Genomic DNA, 21,412 nt, shown 5'->3' with positions numbered 1-21,412 from the left:
TAATGAGAGGGACGATTTGCTAACGAAGGGAAATTTTTATTTACTTAGAAGAACTTATGAACCTTGGAGACAGATTGGTTTTACTAAGAAAGAAAAAAGGCTTTTCACAGGAATTGTTGGCGGAGCATGCTGGAGTATCACTGAGAACTATTCAACGATTAGAGAAGGATAATGTGATTGCTCGCGCAGATACCTTGAAGAGATTGGCACAAGTGCTGGAAGTTTCGTTTGAGGAACTTCAACAGACCGATGCATCAGATGAAGTCAAGCGCCTTTTAAAGATGAACATATCTGCTCTTTTAGCGCTAATCCCAACTTTAAATATTTTTGTATCCTTACTCTATTATAGAAACATAAAAGCACAGAATCTTAAAGAGTCCGCACAGCGAATCTTGAGCTTTCAAATTTTGTGGACAATAGCCACAATCCTATTACTTGTTTTCATTCAAGCTCTTCAAATAGCTATTACAGGATCTGTCATGATCGGCCGTTTTTCAATTTTGATCCCTGCGTATCTGATATGTACACTGCCTAATTTTGTACTGACAATACGTACGAGCATACAAATAAAGTCGGGCAACCTTAACCATGTTTATAGAACAATTCCGATGTTATTTTAACGAATTCATCAAATGTCGTAGAAATGTCGTACTAAAAGCGGCATAATTAGCAGACTTTGCAAAGCACCTTTGCTGAAAAGTCTATGAAAAAAGCAATCATTTATATCATGCTGGTGTTGGTAACCTCTATTGCTACACTACTGATTACCGCTTATCTATCTGAAGAAGATGTATACGTAGGAGAAATTAAAGTCAAACTTTACTCTAGTGTCTTACAACAAGAAAGGGAGTTGTTGATACACCTTCCATTTAATTACGACTCCACAAAAAAGTATCCTGTCTTTTATGTTTTGGATGGGAGTTCTCTTGATCGAAACCTTGATCAAACACTTGATGTTTTAGCGAAGGCAAATTGTGCGCGCGAGGGTATTGTGGTAGGTATTCCGAATATGACTGCAGATAACAGATCAAAGAATCTGGTGCCTCCATTTATGAAAACTGATCCGGAGGATGCTTTAAGTCAGTTTGGCAATGGTGATGTGTTCCTATCTTTTATTGAAAATGAAGTTAAGCCATTTATTGAAAATAAGTATAGCTGTAATGGGCACAACACACTGGTGGGTAACTCACGTGGAGGCTTACTTACGCTGTATTCACTTATCAATAACCCAACATTATTTCAAACAAGGTTAATTTTTAGTGCACCTGTTTGGCGACAAAACAGTATACTGATTAACAAAACAGCAAGCTTTATTAAAGAACAAGGTTCACAGAGGGGACGAATCTTTATAAGCGTGGGTGAAAAAGAGACTAATAAAATGAGGCATGGCTTTGAAAAACTCAAACAAGAATTTGAAAGCAATGACTCAACGAACCGAAACTGGAAAATGATAACTACTCAAGGTGCAGACCACCAAACAAACGCTATCCTATCATTACCATTAGCACTGAAATACTGGACACAGACTAGTGGTATAGATTAATTCAACACTTGGTGAACAGTTTAACACGGAACACTTTGAGCTTAATCACACTGGATGGATTTGAAAAGAAAATCCATCCAGCGATATAGTAATTTGATTACTCAGTTTTTAAAGTGTCAGCAGGATTAGATAAGGCCGTTTTATAAGTCTGAGATGCAATGGTGATTAAACCAAGACTAATTAATCCAAAAGCGCCCAACACAACATCAAGCACAGTTAAGTTCGCATGGTAATCTGGTATTCGGGTAAAAACAGTTTCGTAGATGCCAATGGCTAATGGAATACCAATGGCAATAGACCAGATAATGAGTTTCAGATAATCTCTGGACAACAACATTGTAATACCAAAAGCACTGGCGCCAAGCACTTTTCTAATACTAACTTCTTTAACTCTGTTTTCCGCTGTATAAACAACCATGCCTAGTAAGCCAAGAATGGAAATACTAATCGCTAGCAAGCCCAGGAAACCGGCCATTTTTAATAATAGCCGATAAACCTGGTAAGAATCATTTAGTTCATCTTTAAAAAATGCAGCTTCCAGTTTAGTGTTATCACTTAATTTTTGCCAACTATTTTCAAGCATTGTAAATGTTCCAAAAACATCGGAGACATCAACCAATACATTAGCCTGCGTGTAATAAACAGGATTATTTCTGAAAATAAAATTGCCTATAGGAATCTGAGGAGGTGCATAATGGAAATTTTTTACCACACCAATAATCTGAATCTCCATGCTGTCAACTAGTAGCGTTCTGCCAACACCATCTTCTAAAGCGATTTTATTGTTGATCAGAAACTGTTCGTTAACAATGCAGTAGCGTTCATCTGCAGAGACAGCCTCGGGAAAATTTTTACCAAGAATCAATTTGAGTTTAAAGTTTTCGAGAAAATCACTATCGATAAAGAGTTGAGAAACTTGAACAGAATCCTTATCGGTAGTATTTACCCATGTGGTTGAATTAGAAAGACCAGGCGAACCAGAGGAGAGTGATACAGATTGAACAACCGATAGTTTTTCCAACTCTGTTTTTAATAACTCCGGTTTAACCTCCTGAAGATTTACGTTGACAATATTTTCTTTTTGAAATCCAAAATCAAAGTTTAATAATGTACGATACTGCCTTCCAAAAACAATTAGTGATAATATAAAACAGAATGAAAGTGCAAATTGAAAAATAGTTAAGCCCTTACGAATACGCATACCACTTAACGCTCTTGACGAGACCTTATTTTTAAGTGCTTCAATCGGATTAAGTCCTGCGAAATACATGGCAGGGAATAAGCCGGCCATTAATCCGGTTAGCAAGGCAAATGCAACGAAGAGTGTGGCGGTTTTTAATGTTATGCTCAAGTCAAGTACTGAAGCTTCTACCAGCATGCTTTGAAACTCATCCCGCATCAATAGAAACAGACCACAGGCTCCTACCAGCGAGATTAAACAGATCACAACCGTTTCAGTAATAAATTGAAAGAATATCTGACTTTTAACACCGCCCATTGTTTTGCGCAAACCAATTTCTTTGGAGCGTTTGAGTGCACGGGCTATTGAAATGTTAGTGTAATTGAAACAGGCAGGCAAGAGAATGAGTAAGGCAATAGCACCGAAAACAATAAAGCCGGAAGTTTCCCACTTAGGACCTAAAGCATTATAAAGATCGCTTGTAATGATTTCATCTAAAGCCAGCAGACTAAAATTTACTTTTACTGAACTGTTACTGTAGATATTCTTTTCTATTTGTGAAAGGTAAGATTGTAATCCCTTGATAGGGGCACTATCCTTTAGCAACACATAAATGAACTGATCCCGATATTCAGTCCACTGATCAATACTCAAACTTTGAGTTGGGGGAAGTGTTGCATAAGAGACAAGTGCCTCGAATTTAAAATGTGTATTCTTCGAATAATCTTTTAAGACACCAGTTATTTCGTAACTACCTTGCTCTTTGAGTTCAATAACCTTTCCCACCACATCAATAGAGCCAAAAAATTTTATCGCAGCACTTTCAGTGAGCACAACTGTATTGGGTTTGCTCAAAGCGCTTTCCATATTGCCACTGAGGATTGGGAAAGTAAAGACGCTCAGAAAACTTTGATCAACGAAATAACCATGGATGTGGATATTTTCTTTTTCCCGAACAACTTCGCCTTCAAAAGAAGCATTGACACGCACAACTTCTCTAGCGTCATTAAATTCTTCTTTAAGTTTTTCAGCCAGTACAATTGGCGAGGAGGCAAAATTTCCTTCTTCGAAACCCTCTGTTTTTTTACTAATAATAGTATAGATATGATCGCCATTGGTATGAAAATTATCGCTAGTGCTTATGTAACCGTACATAGAAATTAGCAGCAGACTAATAGACATGCCTATGGCTAAACCAAAAGCATTTAGTAAGGTAAAGTAACGATACTGGTACAAATTGCGCATGGCAACTTTAATGTAGTTTCTGATCATAGACAAGGAGATAGCATTAGAAGAATAAATACCAGATTGAGAGTTCCTTTTTCTTTTACGAAGCGCATATGAAAAAATAAGGGAGAGTACCTGCTTCCAATAAATGCGTCTGGCAATGCTAATGGATTTGGTTTTCGCATTATGATAAAACCATTCGTCCATGTCGCCCCTTAGATCATCTACTTTGGCGAAGCCAGCGTACCAATCAAAAAGCTTTTGAGCAAGTTTAGGCGGTTCGATTTTCATCGCGAGGCAAGTTTTATCTTAGACAAATCCCACAGTTGATCGCGCAAATCTTTGGCTTCAGTCAACGCTTTCTTGCCGGCTTGTGTAATATCGTAGAAGCGCTTACTCCGTCCACCTCTTTCAGCGGTTGCGCCACCCACCCATGATTTTAGAAAGCCCTTTTCTTCAAGCCTTGTAATTGTGGAGTGTAGCGCACCAATACTAATTGTCCTATTGCAGCGTGACTCTAGTTCTTGTTGAATAGATACACCATAAGCATTGTCGCCTAGTACGCTGATGGTTAATAACACGAGCTCTTCCAACTCTCCTAAATAAACTTTCATCTAATAGTAGTTTAGCCTAAATACGCAAAGCACAATTATTTGTTTCAGTTTTTAAGAACAAATCACCAACTAATGGATTAGCGTGATCTAAGACGCTTTTCACTGAAGTAACAGAACGTATGTAGAAATGAATGACACTACATAATAGGTTGTACTAAAAGCGTACAACGCTATTGTTCATGAATGAACATAATTTAGAAAAGTAAAAATAAAAGCAGTCTTTTTGGCCTTGTTTCAACCTTGGGCGAAGTGGCTCTATTTTTGAATATTTCATTAAAAATATTCGGTATGGCACGCTCTTCCAACAACACCGCACTTGTTATTATTATTTTAATACTAACCTTTCCATTTTGGATTGGTATAGCTGGAGGCATAATAGGTCTTGTTGCAGGCGCTTTCGGTTTAGTAATAGGTCTTATTGCAGGCGCCTTTGGTTTATTTGCCGGACTGATTGGCGGCATGTTTGGTTTTGTGGGCTGGATATTCGATGGGCTTTTCGATTTTGATATGCATCCGTTTAATTTTATGGTCAGCCCTTTTTTACTCCTACTCTTTATTGTTGCTATTGTTATGGTTTTTAAGAGTAAACAACAGGCAGTAAAAAAATAAAATTGTTTTAGTCTCAGCAACAAAAAACCCTGACGAATTTCGTCAGGGTTTTTTATTTGAATAGGTGTTTAACGAATTATTCTCCTCTTTTCCCTTTCATAGGGAAGGAGCCAAACTGACCCATTGTTATTTTCCCTTCCATTTCATCTCCCGTAATAACTCCCTTCATCTCAATACTTGCAGTATTGCCACCGAAAGAAACCTCATAGGTAACGGTTAACTCATTGCCATTGAGAACAACAGATGAAAGTGCTGTTTCTTTAGGACTGCGAGTGCTAACGATAGTACCTTTATAAGTCTCACCATCTTTTATAATGGTAAGGGTTCCGTTGCTGGCACCTTGTGGTGTTTCTAAAGTGTAAGTCCACTTACCTTCAGCATTTACTACCGCGGCTGGATCAACTGCTGGTGTGTTGGTATTTGTTGTTGCAGGTGCTGTTGGTCTAACGCCTGCAGGCATTCCACCACCACGCTGTCCACCACCCATATTTCCACCACCCATGTTACCCATGTCAGCACCACCATCGCCACCATCTTTCATATCGTCATTATTGATAGAGCGTCTTCTGCGAGGCTGATTGTCGAAACTCATCTTTCCAATGGTGTAGCTAAAGTTTATACGGAAGCCAAGATTATTTTGTGTTGTAAATCCTGTTTGTGTGATACTATTTGTTTTTGTTTCATTTCTAATAGTAATAGATTCTGCAAGGAAATTCTCTAGTCCAAGACCTATGCTTCCTTTCTTGTTAGCAAAATCTTTACGAACAGCTAAGCTATAAAAGCCAAATCCACCTTGCTCTCCTTGAAGCTGTACTCGTTTGCCTCTGTAGAATCCGAACATTTGTAATGCCCAACCTTTTTCAAGTGTATATCCCCCGAAAAGGCGACCGCTGTAAACCCAGCCCTCGTTGCTTGCTCTGTCATCAGGATTTGGCACATTGTTATCAAGCACATTGTAAAAAACATCTCCACCACCGCTTAGTGTAAGCTTACCAAGATTAACATTAACGAAAAGGCTCGTACCATAAGCTTCTTCTTTACCAATATTCGCATATCGGGTTACAATGGTATCACCTGAGAACGTTCTCAAACTTTGAATGGCATTATTAGAATTTCTATAAAAGCCAGAAAAGTTTAAGGAAACACCCTTTATAAAAGTAGTATACCCCACCTCATAATTATCAGTGAATTCTGGATCTAAAACCGGATTACCAATAGTTTGATTCAAAGCATTATTATTCTGTTGCTTATTAGGATTAAGAAATTGAATAGACGGACGCTGAATTCTTCTGTTGTAAGAGAGCTTCACAGTATTGCCGTTCTTTAATCTTCGCGAAGCATTAATACTTGGAACAACAACACTGTATTCTGGAATATCAATATCGCTTTCTGTTCTAGTAAAGGCATTGATTGTTGTATACTCATAACGGACTCCTCCTTTTAAACTGTATCCATTTTTTGCCGCGTAAGTATAAGATGCATAGGCAGAACTTACATCCTGATTATAGTTTAATTGATTAGAATTTGACGAAACAGTTTCGTAGAAACCGTCAGCGTCTAAATCTGAAAGTGTAGTAAAATTACTAGTAACAACTCTTTGAATTTGCTTAACACCAGTTTCAAAAATTTGGGTAGTACCAATAGGCATTTGGTAATCTGCCTGAATTGTTATTTCTTCATTTATACCATCATTTTCATTTTTAAATTGATTAAGTACACTTGAGCCACTATAATTAGTCGTAAAGAAATCATTATTCCTGTCATTTCTGCTGAAGGATGCTAACACGCTTAATTCCTGCTGTGGTTTTGTAAAATAATGAGTGTAGGTAAAGTTTGCATCAACGGTTCCCGAACCATTTAGGGTCTTATTATCACTTAAGTTAGAAGGCTGAGCAACGCCATCAACAATAGTTAAGCGCTCAAGATTATCCTGATAGCTGTTGTTATTGCGCACCCCGTATCTCACGGATGCAGCAAGTGTATTTTTTTTGTTTATGTCATAATCCCAGCCTAAAGAATAATTTCCGAATAGTCCATTACCCCTGTTTTCCCCACGCTGAATAGTTTGTCTTTCTTGGGAGCCACTTATTAGCTGACTATTTTCAAAGTTACCATTGATATTGTAGTTGGCACGACCCCACCCACCTAAGGAAAACCCCATATTTTTTCTGCGGTAATTACCATTAAGTCCAAGATTGGAACCACGATAGCCCGCACCTGCATTAATATTTAAATTTAAGCCCTCTAGTGTATTTTTCTTTGTAATGATATTAATGATACCACCAGAACCCTCTGCATCGTATTTGGCAGATGGTGAGGTAATAACCTCAACTGTTTTAATCTGATCTGCAGGAATTTGTTTTAAGGCATCAGCAACAGAGCTGGCCATAATTGTAGATGGTTTGTTATTAATTAAAACCATGATGTTGCTGCTACCACGTAAACTAACGTTTCCATCCATATCAACTGATAATAGTGGTACTCGCTTTAATACATCTGTTGCATCACCACCTTTTGCAGTTGCATCATTTTCTGCGTTATAAATTGTTCTGTCAACACGCTCCTCTATAAGATCCTTTTTACCTTCAACTACTACTTCATTCAGTACTTTTGATCCAGTACTTAATTTAATAGTACCAACATTCAAGTCGTTGTCTTTGCCCTCAATCTTTAATTTGCTAATGGTTTGTGTTTCGTAGCCTATAAAAGAAATTACAACATTGTATGTTCCATCTTCAATTTTGGTAATGGTAAACTTACCTTTGCCATCGGCAACAGTGCCATTAACCACCTTATCAGTGGCTGCATCATGCAGTGCTACCGTTGCAAACTCCACAGGCGCATTGCTTTCTTCATCTACAACGGTACCAGAAATTTTTCCGTTGCCGTCAATTGTAGTTACTGGCATGGAGCTTCGCGAGCCACCACCAGGGCTTTGAGGAATTTGAGCCATGCTAAAAAATGAGAGCAGGGCAAGTGTTAAGGTTAAAAGCGTTTTCATGTAATTATATTTCTCCTTATTGAACCGCGAAATAAGTGTTTGGGTTTTAGATAGTTGAAGCAAATCCATGCGGGGTGAAAAAGCAGGACAATTGGTAGTTAATCAGGTTAATGAATGTTAAAGTCTTAACTGATTTTACTCCAGCTTAAACCAGACCTTTTAGCAGCGACAACCTGATTTTTTATACAGGCATTTTCTGTTTTTTCAAGGTTTGGGTCGCTTTCCAAAATACTAATGGCCGATTCCCTCGCTTGCTGCAATAGAATTTGGTCTTTAGACAAATCTGCCAACAAAAGATCAAGTACACCACTTTGTTGTGTGCCAGTGAGATCACCAGGCCCACGAAGTTTCAAATCTGTCTCCGCAATTTCGAAACCATTATTGGTTTTAACCATAGTATTGATGCGCACTTTTGAGTCTTGACTTAGTTTATAGTTAGTCATTAAAATGCAAAACGATTGTTCTGCACCACGACCAACCCTTCCTCTTAATTGATGGAGTTGAGACAAACCGAAGCGTTCGGCATTTTCTATTACCATTACGGAAGCATTGGGAACATCAACCCCCACCTCAATTACAGTAGTGGCAACCATAATTTTTGTTTCGCCTTTTTTAAAGCGTTGCATTTCGTACTCCTTATCGGCTGCTTTCATTTGTCCATGAACAATGCTGAGAGCAATATCAGGAAAAGCCCGTGCCATACTTTCATAGCCGTCCATTAAATGTTTTAGATCAAGTTTTTCCGATTCCTCAATAAGCGGATACACAACATATACTTGTCTGCCTAAAGCAATTTGTTCGCGCAAAAACTGATTTACTTGCAAACGATGCGAATCAAAACGATGAACAGTTTTAATCGGTTTACGCCCCGCTGGGAGCTGGTCAATAACAGAGATATCAAGATCTCCATAAAGCGTCATAGCCAACGTGCGTGGAATTGGAGTAGCAGTCATCACCAACACATGAGGCATAACCGCCTCATTTTTTTTCCAAAGCTTAGATCGTTGTGCCACACCAAAACGATGTTGCTCATCGATAACAGCCAAGCCTAAATTTTTAAACTGCACCACATCCTCCAGTAAAGCGTGTGTTCCAACTAATATTTTCAACTCACCAGAAAGCAGGTTTTCATGAATTATTTTTCTCTCTGATTTTTTTGTTGAACCAGTTAAGATTTCAATACTAAGATTCATTTTATTAGCGTAGCGCTGCAGTCCTGTAAAGTGTTGTCGTGCTAAAATTTCTGTAGGTGCCATTAAAGCGCACTGAGCATCCGAACCAATGGCCAACAGCATGCAAATGAAACCAACAATCGTTTTTCCACTACCCACATCCCCCTGCAGCAATCGATTCATCTGCTTACCGGTTTTCATATCAGCATAAATTTCTTTAATCACTCGCTTTTGTGCATCGGTTAAATCAAAAGGCAAATGATTTTTATAAAACTCAATTAGTAGCGAGGAATCGTTAAACACCTGACCTTTGTATGAAACTTTTCTGACGTGTTTAAGACGAATTAGCTTTAGCTGAACATAAAAGAGCTCTTCAAACTTAATACGCTGTTGTGCTTTACTTAAACTTTCGTGATTTTTAGGAAAGTGTATGTTAATTAACGCCTCTCGCTTGCTGATAAGCGAATGAGTTTGTAATAAATCAACCGGTAGTGTTTCGCGAATAGAGTCCTTCCCACCAATTAAAATTTCCTGTTGTAATCGCGAAATAACCTTATTATCAAGATGTTTACTTTTAAGTTTTTCGGTTAGTGGGTAAACAGGGCGTAAAGTTTGTGTTCGTGTTGTCGCTTCAGTAAAAACATCGAATTCAGGATGTGCAATTGAGAATTTACTTCCAAAGCGAGCCGGTTTCCCAAACACAACGTACTCTGTATTGGTTTTTATCTTCTCCGTTGCCCAGTTGATACCTTGAAACCATACTAACTCAAGACTACCAGTACCATCTTCAAAATGGGCTGTAAGTCGCTTTTTAAAGCCAGTGCCAACAAGCTCTTTGCTCTTAATAATACCCCTAAGCTGTACATAGGGCATTTCATCAACTATTTCGTTGATCTTATAAAATTTGGTGCGATCTTCGTACCGAAATGGATAGTGTTGTAACAGATCGGCATAAGTAAAAACACTCAATTCTTTATTGAGTAATGCAGCGCGCTGCGGTCCCACGCCTTTTAAATATTCAATAGAAGTGCTAAAAAAATCCGCCATAACCGCGCGCTTCGTATGTTAATTGTAATTTGTGTGGAAAATTAACACTGTTCGGGGTTTTAAACCAGAAATGTAGGGTTACTTAGGTAAATGATTTGTAATAAAGGAGAGCTAGTGAGGTATGAAGGTTAAAGCAAAATATTTTAGAGAAATAGAGTACGTGGAGGTAAAAGATTTGCCACAGGAGCAGCAATTATTATTGTCTCACTATAAAGAAGCTGATTATATTAAAATACTCATTGAAGATAAAGTAGTTGGCCCCTGCCTTCAGTATAGCCAATATGAGTTGTGGTATAATTCCTTGCGCATACCAAAAATGAGTGAAGAGGTTAGGCAACAAAGCCATCCTGTTAGCCAGTTATTGGTTAACAAACTTTAGGCTATCCAAATACCAACAGGCACAACTTCTAACACATTGCCTGACGGATCTTCAAAATAGAAGGATTGTTGACCATTTTCCCAGGTTACTTCATCACTAATCGTTATCCCCATTTCAATTATCTCCTGTTTTGTTTTTTGGTAGTCATCGGCATCTACCTCAAAAGCAAAATGAATTTTGCCTTGAGCATAATGACCGGGTGGCGTTTTTTTTTGCTGCGAATCCTGCGGATTGAAACAAAGCAACACTGAATTTCCTACCCTTACAAACAAATGCTTATCAGGTAAGTAGCTGATAAGAGGTAAGCGAAGCTTTTCACAGTAGAAAAGCCTAGCTGTCTCTAAATCCTGTGTGTAAATACAGGTTTCTTTTATTTGTTTAATCTTCATTAAAAACCTTTTAAGATTCCTTTTTCAGTTGCTTTTATACCCTGTTTCATCCAAAGCGGCTCTTCTGCACCTTTTAGATAGTAGTCAAAAAACTGCATCAATCTTATATCGTAATCTTTTCTGTTTTGCCTTTGTTGAAGATTATGTACTTCGTCATTATAAACCAACATCCAAACAGGTTTTTGTAACCTGCGCAAAGCCATATAAAACTCTATTCCCTGGTACCACGGTACAGCGTCATCTTTATCGTTTTGCATAATCAGCACAGGGGTCTGAATTTTATCAGCAGTAAATAATGGAGAATTCTCCAGGTAGTAGAGTGGCTTATCCCACAACGTACCACCTATACGACTTTGCGATTGTTCATATTGAAACATTCGGCTTAAACCACTTCCCCAACGAATTCCACCATAGGCACTGGTCATGTTAACAACGGCTGCCCCGGCCCCTGCAGCTTTAAATAAATTTGTGCGTGTTATTATGTACGCTGTTTGATAACCGCCCCAGCTTTGTCCCTGTATGCCAATGTTTTTTTCATCCACAAAACCCTTCGCAATCATACTGGTAACACCGGGCATAATGCTGTTGTAAGCACTTTCTCCAGGCAATCCAATTTTATAAACAATATCGGGTATGAACACCAGGTAATCGTTGCTTACACACATAACGCGTTGAATAATTGACCATGCAGGTTGTGGCTTAAAGTGGCTATACAATTGTTCACTACTTTTTTCGTAGAAGTAGACCAGCATTGGGTACTTCTTTGTCGGATCAAAGTTTTCAGGTTTATAAAGCAATCCCTCTAGGGGCACGTTATCCAACGATGTAAACTTTACCAGCTCAACACTTCCCCATTTGTAATTTTTCATTTGTGGGTTAGCGTTGGTTAATTTTTTTGGAGATTGAAATGAAAGATTGCTTACCCAAACATCAGGGAACTCCGTGAATGATTCGCGGGTAAATAAAATCTTATCACTTTGCATGGCTTTTACGGTACCGGCATAGCGATTGTCACTAGACAATAACTTTTTGAGTTCATTCGTCTTCAGGTTTAAGCTGTAGTAACCTGATGCTTTTGTTACTTCATTAAAGGCCGAAAGCAATAGTTGAGCGTCAGCTTTTATAAATTTTTCTTCAGGATCTAATTTAATATAGCGGAAGACAATTTTCTGACTGCGGCCTACTTTTGTCAGGTTGATAGCAGCGCGTTTGTTTTCAGGATCAAGCGACCAGATATCATAACGATCGTAAACCAGAAACTGCTGGTCGCCTTCTGTCCAACCAAGGCGCCCATAAGCGGAAGGATAATCCGGATGATCATCTTCTTCGTCAGCAAAAGCTACAGGGAGAGACTTTGTAAGACTGTGTATTTGGCTACTGTTTATAGAAAAAGAGAACCATGCTGTATCGATCTGACTGTACCAGTAGATGTAATTTCCTTTTGGAGAAATAAAGGTATCTCCTTTCAAGGCCTTGCCAATTTGCTTCTGTTCTCCGGATTGAATGTTTATGACATAGGCATCTTGTGGTGTATTGATATCGTAAAAGTTACTCCAACGATAAGGTTTGTCGCTTATGGCCAAGGCATATAAAGCATTGCCTTCGTCAGTTAAAGTAATACTTGGCAGATGCTCATTACTCAAAGCCTTAAGCGTATTGTTTTGCAAATTATAGGCAGCCAGGTAGCTGCGTTTCTTTTCATTTTCTAACTGTCTGGCTTGTTGTGTTTGCAAAACACTGTCGCGCCAGTTCCAGATATCTACCTTAATTATTTCTTCATCAAGCTTGGTTGTGTCGGGTAATAGGGGTCTTGGCGCAAGGCCAACAAAAAGTGTCTTACTGTTTTGTGAAAAAAGCGGGGTGTAATGCTCACTCACCAACCACTCACTTGGTACTCCTGATGTTTGAGTGCTGATAAGTTCTTTAGCTTTATCTTGTGATGTTTGCCAATGGTATAGGGAAAATTGACGTAGCAAAGCCTTGGTAGTATCACTATCTAATAAGAAGGCTAGCTGATTTCCATCCTCATTTATACTTAATCCTTTGTACTTAAATTTCTTATGACCTTCATGAATTTGCTGAAGTGACGACTTCTGCAAATCGTACCAATACACACCAGCCTTTTGTGTGGTATCGTTACCAGTCGAGGTGAATACAATCCCTTGTCCAAATTTTGCGAAAGCATAATCTTTCACGTAAGAAAATGTTACTTCTTGTTTATCACTGAGTCTTCTTAGTACAAGGGTGTAGCCATTATCATCGCCATTCTTTTTTGCTTTTTTAACAGGCTTTACACTTTCTTTTTTCTTTGTGGTGTCTGTCTTATCAGCTGTTTTCTTTTCTTCCTTTTTAGCCTCCAGCGTATAAGCGAGCCAGTTGCCAGCCTTCTCGGGAACCTTAAAGGATTTCACATCCGCTATTTTTTCTACGGCTCTGCTGCTAAAGTTGAAAATGCCTAATGAATCTTTCGGTAAATCTTCCTTTTTCTTTTTCTGTCTGCGCAATTCTTTTACCTTTTCTTTTTGCGGCTTGATTTTAAAAACAGCCTGCTTACTATCGAATGTAAGTGTTAGCTCAGCCGCCCGCTGCACCGAGCCTTCCTTGAAACTGCTAAGGTTATAGAAAACAGCTCTGCCATCACCGTCTTGCGGGTTGATTAAAAGGGCTGCATAATTTCCATCTGGTGTTAATGCTTTGTAATTAATATCCCTCCATCCATCGTATACATCGGGGGTGAGTGGTTTTTTGACAACAGGTGTACTTTTCTTTTTTTGTGCGAAGCTGAAGCTTGCAGTAAAAAGAAGTAATAATAGAAGGGAAATAATTTTTTTCATGTGATGATAGTTTTCTATTAAAGAATCGAATGATTATGACACGCTACCTTTCTTTAAAAGAAAGTGCATGCCTTCATAAGGATAATAAAAATCAACCTTTATCCTGAATAGGAAAAGACCGTTTGTATAAAGATGTAGTAATTGTTAAAGTATCTGACCTCGCAGTAAATCCTCAAGGCTTTCCTGCTTACGAATCAACCTGGCCTTTCCATCTTCAACGAGCACTTCGGCAGGTTTGAATCTGGCATTATAATTAGAAGCCATAGAGTAACCGTAAGCACCTGCATTGTGTATTGCCAAAATATCACCCTCACGCACCTCAGGCAAATCCCGCTCAGCAGCCAGGGTGTCAGTCTCGCAGATGTAACCAACAACATTGTATTGTTTCGTTGCAGCAAGTTGATTGGAAACATTGCTGACATCATGGTAGGCATCGTACATCATTGGCCTGATCAGGTGATTCAAGCCACTGTTTACACCAATAAAAGTTAGGTTTGGAGTTTCTTTTACAACTGTACTCTTAACCAACAAGACACCCGCTTCACTAACCAAAAATTTTCCTGGCTCTATCCAAGCCTGTAGCGGCTTTCCGTATGTTTTGGAAAAATTTTGAAGCGCATTGGAGATGGCTTTACCTAATGCTGCAATGTCAGTGATTTTGTCACCTTCTTTATAAGCTACTTTAAAGCCACCACCAAAATCAATGAAGTCTAAAGCTTTAAAATGTAAAGCAGTTTGAAATAAAATATCTGCAACTTTTAAGAACACATCTACATCAACAACCTCGCTACCGGTATGTACATGTAGCCCGTTGATGTGAATATTGTATTTATTAACCACCTCAAGAATCTGCGGTAACTGCTGAATTGAAATACCAAACTTTGAATGAATGTGACCTGTTGAAATCTTATAATTACCACCTGCCATTACACCAGGATTAATCCGAATGGCACAAGGCTTCGAATGGCCATACGTTTGTCCGAATTTCTCCAATGCAGGCAAGCTGTCAAGGTTGATGGCAAAGCCAAGGTCAACGGCTTCTTTTATTTCCTCAAAATCAACACAACTCGGTGTGAACATAATATCGGCAGAAGTAAAGCCAGCATGCATGGCTAGTCTGGCTTCATTTACAGAAACAACATCCACACCAATGCCTTGCTGCTTCATCACCCGCAAAATATTAACATTGGTAAGCGCCTTCGCTGCATATTTAATGCGCAGGTCTACCCCAGTAAAGGCTGAACGCAGGGTTTTAATTTGTGTAATGATTTTTGAGGCATCGTACACATATAACGGTGTACCGAATTGCTTTGCGATTTCCTCAACTGAAAGACCTTGAATGGTATACCTACCGTTTTCTAATAACATGACTTAAGCAGCAAATAATTTTAAAACTTTTTCTAAATCAACATTCCCTCCGGATAAGATGATACCCACCCGTTTTCCTGCAAACTTATCTTTATTTTTTATGACTGCCGCAAAAGGCACAGCACAAGAAGGCTCAATAATTATCTTCATTGTTTCCCAAACGATCCGCATGGCTTCAATAATCTCCATATCGTTTACAACTAATACCTCTTTAATATGTTGCTGAATGATGGGAAAGGTTTTATCGCCCAAGGAAGTTAACAATCCATCAGCGATTGTGTTGGCTTGTGAGCTTTCTATTTTTCCGGATTTGAGTGAGCGAAATGTATCATCAGCACCTTCAGGTTCACCGGCATAAACCAAAGTACTCGGTGAAAAATAGTGTGCTGATAATAAAGTGCCACTTAATAATCCACCTCCCCCCACTGGGGCAATGAGTGCGTCAAGCTTAGGTATGTCTTCCAGTAATTCCTTGGCCACACTTGCCTGGCCTGTTATTACATGTTCGTTATTAAACGGATGTATCTCCGTGGCTTTCGTTTTCAACACAACTTCTCGCAGCGTTTCCTCGCGTGCAGCCAAAGTAGGTTCACATTCAAAAATTTTTCCTCCATATCCAAGCACAGCTTTTTTCTTTATGGCTGGCGCTGTTTTAGGCATTACAATAAATGCTTCAGTGCCCACAATAGAGGCAGCACGTGCCAGCGCAGCAGCATGATTGCCAGAAGAGTGCGTAGCCAGTCCGTTGGCTAGCTGACTTGCAGGTACTTGTAAGGCAGCATTCATGGCACCTCTTGCTTTAAATGCACCCACCTTTTGAAAATTCTCACATTTGAAAAAAAGTTGGCAACCTGTTTGCTGGTTAATGCGTTCTGACGTGAGAATTGGCGTACGATGAATAAAGGGTTTAATGCGCAAATGAGCCTGAACTATATCTTCGGCATGAATCATGTGTCTCCGTTTTAATGAGAATTATTAAATTAGAACTCAAATAACAATCCAAATCCAATAAAATGAAACAGCCCTTCATTATTATTCTTTTTGTGAGCCTGTTTGCCATCCAATCGAACGGTCAAGCGGTGCTTAACAAGCTTAAACAAAAAGCAGAACAAGCAGCCGATAGAGCCATTGACAAGAAACTGAGTGGAAAGCAAGGCACAAAAAACACAGGAGACAATGCTAATAACGGCAACAACAATCCTTCAAATAATAGCAGTAACCCTAATAATAAGGGTGGTGGTGGACTAATCAGCACGCCTCCGGATGTTAGCCAGAACCTGAGTGATGCAGAAGTCTCCTATAAAACCAAAAACTATGGTGAGGCACGTTACGCGGTTCAGCAGGCTATGCTTGGTGTAGAAATGGAAATTGGCAATGACATTTTAAAATCCTTACCTGAGTCTGTTTCTGGTTTACCTAAAGAAGAAAGTGCAGACCAGGTTACCAGCACAGGCTATGGATGGGTAGGACTAACCATACACAGAGAATATTTAAAGGACGATAAACAATTGACAGTTACTGTGGCGAATAATTCTGTTTGGATGGCTTCCTATAATATGTATATGACTAATGCTGGCTACGGGCAAACAACTGGTGGCGAACAACAGTTCAAGCAAATAAAAGTAAAAGGCTATAGAGGTGTAATTGAATACAGTGAATCAAGTGGCTATAAAATAAGCGTTGGTATAGGCCAATCTTCTATTATTGTTTGGGAGGGTATAAATTTTGCCAACGAACAAGAGATAACTAAGGCAGCAGAAGCTTTTGATATAGATGCCATTAAAAACAAGCTAGGCGAACAATAAGCCAGCGGAAAAAGATTCCATCTGAAAAAACTGATGAACATGAAAAAATTATTAACACTTATACTTTTGACCTGTGCAACTACTGTATTTGCGCAGTTTGATACCCATTTAGCCACCGCAAAAGCTGAATACGCCAAAGGCAATCTGGAAGCATCACGCTTTGCCATGCAACAATTAATGACAGAACTTGATGTGCAAATTGGTAAGGAGGTATTAGCACTTTTGCCAACTAAAATGGATGCACTGAACGCCAATATTATCAATGATAATGTGACGGCTAATACAGGCTTAGCAGGTTGTCTTATTCATCGTGAATATGGCTCACAGGAAAAAGAGGCAAGAATTGAAATCATGAGTAACTCACCACTTGTTGCTTCGCTAAATGCAATTTTGGCCATGCCTTTTATGGGTAACTCAGGAGATGGCTCACAAAAAGTGGTAAAAATTGGCGGATACAAAAGCATACTACAGAAAAGTGTGGACAGCGAAACTAATGTTGAAAACTACACATTACAAATTCCGATGAATTCAACACTTTTAACCTTGTATGCAGACAAAAGCAACGAGACCGAAGTATTGAAATGGGCCAACACCATCCCGGTAGATAAAATCGCGAAGATGGTTCAGTAAAAAGGATTTTTTACACCACCACCAATCCACCGAGGTCTGTTTGCGACAGCAAACAGACCTCGGTGGTTAATGGAGGTTATTTTTAATATTAAATCTTCTACCTTAGGTCGTACATTCTTTTATGACTTACGACTACATCATTATTGGGGCTGGTTCTGCCGGATGTGTGCTGGCAAATCGTCTCTCGGAAAATCCGAATACAAGTGTATTACTGCTGGAAGCGGGAGGGAAGGACTCTCATCCCTTCATTCATATTCCTGGTGGTTATTCTATGTTGCATCACAGTAAAGTAGATTGGAATTGTTATTACACCACACCTCAACCTTTTTTACAGAACAGAAAAATCTATCACCCACGTGGTAAAGTATTAGGAGGATCAAGCTCAACTAATGCCATGGCTTATGTAAGAGGACAGCGCGAAGATTATGACAACTGGTCCGCTTTAGGTTGTAAGGGTTGGTCGTATCAGGATGTATTGCCTTACTTTAAAAAATCTGAGCATAACGAACAATACGAAAACGAATACCACAGTAAAGGCGGCCTACTGAATGTAACACAAGCCACCTGGTACCATACAAAAGTTGGTGAAGCTTTTATACAAGCATGTGTTCAGAAGGGGTTACCACTTAACCAGGATATTAACGGTGCCACACAAGACGGTGCAGGCTGGTTGCAGTACACGATGAAGCAATCGAAGCGACAAAGCACAGCCAAGGCATTTCTTCACCCAATAATGAAACGAAGCAACCTGACTATAATAACGGGAGCAGTCTGTAAAAAACTAGTGTTGCAACACACCCGGGTAATCGGTGTTGATTTCATGACAAAAAGTAGTAGTACATTAACCGCCAGAGCAAAAAATGAAGTAATCGTAACAGCAGGTGCATTTGAATCACCCAAGATTTTAATGCTGTCGGGCATTGGCTCAAAAGATGACTTGCAAAAACATGGGATAGCGATGCAACATGAATTAGAAGGCGTTGGCAAAAATCTTCAAGACCATTTATTTTATGCCGTTAGTAGTTTGAGTAATGTTAATACCAATAATCATTATGTGCCTATGCACATGCGCGCTGTAGCATTGGGTAAATACTTTATATCTGGAAGCGGGCCATTATCCATCGGCCCACTGGAGGCAGTGGCATTTTTGAAATCAGATGCAGCACAAACAAGACCGGATATTCAATTTCAGTTTACACCAACACAACCCGGTGATAACTATAGTTATGACATTTTTAACCTCGATACTTTTCCAACCGAGAATGGCTATACAATTTTACCAACGCAAGTAAGGCCAGAAAGTCGCGGACAAGTATCCCTTTCTTCAAACGATCCGAATGCAGCACCGCTTATTGATCCGAAGTATTTAAGTAATGAAAAAGACAGAGAGGTTATGGTGAAGGCCGCAAGACATGCGCTTGAAACCTTGGACCAAAATGCTTTTGATACTTACAGAATTCGCAACCACGTTCCGGAAAAACGCACTTCAGATGATGAAATACTAGAGCACATCCAACGCAGTGCCGAATGCGTGTACCATCCGGTGGGTACATGTAAAATGGGTGTTGATGAGATGGCTGTAGTCGACCCGCAACTAAAAGTAATAGGCATGGAAAATTTACGTGTGGTTGATGCTTCCATAATGCCAGTGATCTGTAGCGGTAATACAAATGCACCTGTAATTATGATAGCAGAGAAGGCAGCGGAAATGATTAGAAATAAGAATTAGTTTTTAATTCTAAAGTAAGGAACCATTGGCCTACAGAAATCATTTGTAGATAAGACTTTAAAACCGAAACAATGACAACAGTTCAAGCGACCCCCGCACTTTTTGTAAAAATGGCTATCAGTGCCTGGGATTCTCAGGTGAAACAAATGGATAAATTAATAGAAAGCTTTACTGACGAGCAATGGATGAGCGAAATAGCGCCCGGTAAAAACAGAGGTATTTATATTTTGGGTCACCTCGCGGCAGTAAATGATTACATGCTTTCGTTGTTTGAGTTCAGTGACCGCTTGCATCCTGAATGGGAGCACATGTTTATCCGTACCCCTGATAAATCAGGTCATGAGTTTCCATCTTTAGAGCAATTAAAAAAATATTGGAGACAGGTAAATGAAGCACTCGCCAGTAACTTTGGAAAGATGGAACCAGAAGCATGGTTTTTAAAACACACCTCTGTAAGTGATGAGATTTTTGTAAAAGAGCCGCACCGAAACAAGCTGAATGTGTTGATAAACCGAACCAATCACCAAAGCTATCACCTAGGTCAATTGGTTTTGCTGCAGAAATTGAATACTGATTAGCACTATTTCAGTAAGTAGGCACAATGATGGTTTATTTTAGTACGATGATTGTAACAAAATATCATCCTAAAAGTCTTTCAACAAAAAACTTCATATGCTAAAAAAGATCAGCAGCTCTTTCTTACTAGCTATTCAAAACATTCGCTCGCACTTTTTTCATACACTTCTGTCAGTATTAGGGATTGTTATTGGTGTAGCGTCTTTAGTAGCAATTCTTTCCCTTATTGATGGTATGGAAGAATATGCCAATCAGCAAATTACACAAACAACTTCTTTGAAGGCGATTGCTGTAAGAAGCAATGCTTATGAGACCATTAATAATGTGCGAATAAGGAAAGACAGCTTTTCAATTCTTCACTCAGCTGATTTGGCAGAACTCAATCTTTCTAAACCCGCCCATTATTATTTGACCAGAGTTTCGGTGGATGCTATTGCGGTGGGCGACAGTACAATAGGAACTAACATTTGGGCAACAGGAGAAAAAACACATCCTCGTATAAAGGCACTACATGGCAGGCTTTTTTCTGCTAAGGATTTAAAAGAAGAAAATAAAATAGTTTTGATTAACGAACACTTTGCCAAAAAAGCCTGGCCAAAGGATTCCCTCAACACACTATTAGGTAAAACACTGCAAGTAGGCACACACCAATTAACTGTTCATGGCGTTTTAGAAAATGATCGCTCAACGTCTCCTCATCTTTTAGTACCCATAACCTTGTTGACAGAGGCTGAGTTAAAAGCAAATGCTCCAGAGCTGATCATTGAGGCAGAAAGTGTAGAAGATGTAGTGCTTTTAAAAGAAGAGGTAATGACTTTTTTGAAGACAAAATATGGTTCAACAAAGGATTTTTCCATACAAACAAACGAGATGCGTGTGAAGCAAGCTTCACAAGGCTTCCTACTTTTCAGAATCATCATGGGTATGATTGTTGGCATCTCAGTTTTGGTTGGAGGTATTGGTGTTATGAATGTATTATTGATTTCGGTAACAGAAAGAACGGTCGAGATTGGTATAAGAAAGGCTGTTGGCGCTAACAGAACCGATATCATGCTGCAATTTTTATCTGAGTCAGTTACGGTTTCAACTTTTGGAAGTTTAATAGGTTTAACCCTTGGAGTGTTAGGCACCATGGCCTTCATTCCAATTGTGAGAGCAATTACAGAAATGCCTTTTCAAGCAGCCTACACTGTTAACACTATGTTAGTGATAGGTGTAATTTCTTTGCTTGTAGGTATTATCTTTGGCACCTACCCAGCCATTCGGGCCTCACGTCTTGATCCGGTGGAGGCGATTAGAAGGGAATGAT

At 39.2% G+C, this 21,412-nt stretch carries 17 protein-coding genes; 9 read left to right on the top strand and 8 right to left on the bottom strand.

The window, feature by feature from the left end; translation table 11 throughout:
* Positions 1–56 precede the first annotated feature (56 nt).
* Positions 57–620, top strand: a complete 564-nt coding sequence (locus SanaruYs_RS06255; protein ID WP_127121669.1) for a helix-turn-helix domain-containing protein — start codon at positions 57–59, stop codon at positions 618–620.
* 83 nt (positions 621–703) lie between these two features.
* Positions 704–1,543, top strand: coding sequence for an alpha/beta hydrolase (locus tag SanaruYs_RS06250; protein WP_127121668.1), 840 nt, complete (start codon positions 704–706; stop codon positions 1,541–1,543).
* A gap of 97 nt (positions 1,544–1,640) precedes the next feature.
* On the opposite strand, the gene SanaruYs_RS06245 is transcribed toward SanaruYs_RS06250, so the two are convergent.
* Both SanaruYs_RS06245 and SanaruYs_RS06240 read right to left on the bottom strand, forming a co-directional pair.
* On the bottom strand, positions 1,641–4,241 hold the full coding sequence (locus tag SanaruYs_RS06245; RefSeq protein WP_127121667.1) for an ABC transporter permease: 2,601 nt from the start codon (positions 4,239–4,241) through the stop codon (positions 1,641–1,643).
* Positions 4,238–4,564, bottom strand: coding sequence for a PadR family transcriptional regulator (locus SanaruYs_RS06240; protein WP_127121666.1), 327 nt, complete (start codon positions 4,562–4,564; stop codon positions 4,238–4,240). The genes SanaruYs_RS06245 and SanaruYs_RS06240 overlap by 4 nt, the downstream gene beginning before the upstream one ends.
* 288 nt (positions 4,565–4,852) lie before the next feature.
* Here SanaruYs_RS06240 and SanaruYs_RS06235 point away from each other — a divergent pair, with 288 nt between their 5' ends.
* Complete coding sequence (locus tag SanaruYs_RS06235) at positions 4,853–5,173, top strand: hypothetical protein (RefSeq protein WP_127121665.1); 321 nt, start codon at positions 4,853–4,855, stop codon at positions 5,171–5,173.
* Between the two features lie 76 nt (positions 5,174–5,249).
* Here SanaruYs_RS06235 and SanaruYs_RS06230 read toward each other — a convergent pair whose 3' ends face one another.
* Positions 5,250–8,174, bottom strand: a complete 2,925-nt coding sequence (locus tag SanaruYs_RS06230) for a TonB-dependent receptor (RefSeq protein ID WP_127121664.1) — start codon at positions 8,172–8,174, stop codon at positions 5,250–5,252.
* A 125-nt stretch (positions 8,175–8,299) separates the two neighbouring features.
* Positions 8,300–10,393, bottom strand: a complete 2,094-nt coding sequence (recG, locus tag SanaruYs_RS06225; RefSeq protein WP_127121663.1) for an ATP-dependent DNA helicase RecG — start codon at positions 10,391–10,393, stop codon at positions 8,300–8,302.
* A 121-nt stretch (positions 10,394–10,514) separates the two neighbouring features.
* On the opposite strand from recG, the gene SanaruYs_RS06220 reads away from it, so the two are divergent.
* On the top strand, positions 10,515–10,772 hold the full coding sequence (locus SanaruYs_RS06220; RefSeq protein WP_127121662.1) for a hypothetical protein: 258 nt from the start codon (positions 10,515–10,517) through the stop codon (positions 10,770–10,772).
* Here the strand turns inward: SanaruYs_RS06220 and SanaruYs_RS06215 are convergent.
* The 4 genes from SanaruYs_RS06215 to SanaruYs_RS06200 all read right to left on the bottom strand — a co-directional run bounded on the left by SanaruYs_RS06215 (position 10,769) and on the right by SanaruYs_RS06200 (position 16,314).
* Positions 10,769–11,161: a VOC family protein gene (locus SanaruYs_RS06215; protein ID WP_127121661.1), complete on the bottom strand. Its 393-nt coding sequence runs from the start codon at positions 11,159–11,161 to the stop codon at positions 10,769–10,771. The two genes, SanaruYs_RS06220 and SanaruYs_RS06215, sit on opposite strands and share 4 nt — an antisense overlap.
* Positions 11,161–13,995 carry a S9 family peptidase gene (locus SanaruYs_RS06210; protein WP_127121660.1) on the bottom strand — a complete coding sequence of 945 codons (2,835 nt, stop codon included), beginning with the start codon at positions 13,993–13,995 and terminating at the stop codon, positions 11,161–11,163. Before SanaruYs_RS06210 ends, SanaruYs_RS06215 begins: the two co-directional genes overlap by 1 nt.
* A 144-nt stretch (positions 13,996–14,139) precedes the next feature.
* Positions 14,140–15,363: a diaminopimelate decarboxylase gene (gene lysA / locus SanaruYs_RS06205; protein WP_127121659.1), complete on the bottom strand. Its 1,224-nt coding sequence runs from the start codon at positions 15,361–15,363 to the stop codon at positions 14,140–14,142.
* Between the two features lie 3 nt (positions 15,364–15,366).
* Entirely contained in the window at positions 15,367–16,314 is a 948-nt protein-coding gene (locus SanaruYs_RS06200; RefSeq protein ID WP_127121658.1) for a pyridoxal-phosphate dependent enzyme, read from the bottom strand.
* A gap of 62 nt (positions 16,315–16,376) precedes the next feature.
* Between SanaruYs_RS06200 and SanaruYs_RS06195 the strand changes: the two genes are divergently transcribed.
* The 5 genes from SanaruYs_RS06195 (at position 16,377) to SanaruYs_RS06175 (ending at position 21,411) form a co-directional block, all read left to right on the top strand.
* Entirely contained in the window at positions 16,377–17,168 is a 792-nt protein-coding gene (locus SanaruYs_RS06195) for a hypothetical protein (RefSeq protein ID WP_127121657.1), read from the top strand.
* 39 nt (positions 17,169–17,207) lie between these two features.
* Positions 17,208–17,798, top strand: coding sequence for a hypothetical protein (locus tag SanaruYs_RS06190; RefSeq protein WP_127121656.1), 591 nt, complete (start codon positions 17,208–17,210; stop codon positions 17,796–17,798).
* 121 nt (positions 17,799–17,919) lie between these two features.
* A complete protein-coding gene (locus SanaruYs_RS06185) occupies positions 17,920–19,527 on the top strand; it encodes a GMC family oxidoreductase (RefSeq protein WP_127121655.1) in 1,608 nt (535 codons plus the stop codon).
* Between the two features lie 71 nt (positions 19,528–19,598).
* Positions 19,599–20,105 (top strand): DinB family protein, encoded by a 507-nt coding sequence (locus SanaruYs_RS06180; protein ID WP_127121654.1) that lies wholly within the window; start codon positions 19,599–19,601, stop codon positions 20,103–20,105.
* Between the two features lie 94 nt (positions 20,106–20,199).
* Positions 20,200–21,411, top strand: coding sequence for an ABC transporter permease (locus SanaruYs_RS06175; protein ID WP_127121653.1), 1,212 nt, complete (start codon positions 20,200–20,202; stop codon positions 21,409–21,411).
* Position 21,412: the final 1 nt, after the last annotated feature.

This window comes from Chryseotalea sanaruensis (assembly GCF_003990915.1).
GTDB classification, from domain to species: domain Bacteria; phylum Bacteroidota; class Bacteroidia; order Cytophagales; family Cyclobacteriaceae; genus Chryseotalea; species Chryseotalea sanaruensis.
Note: the sequence above shows the minus strand (reverse complement) of the source record. Positions and strands in the feature narration are given on the sequence as shown.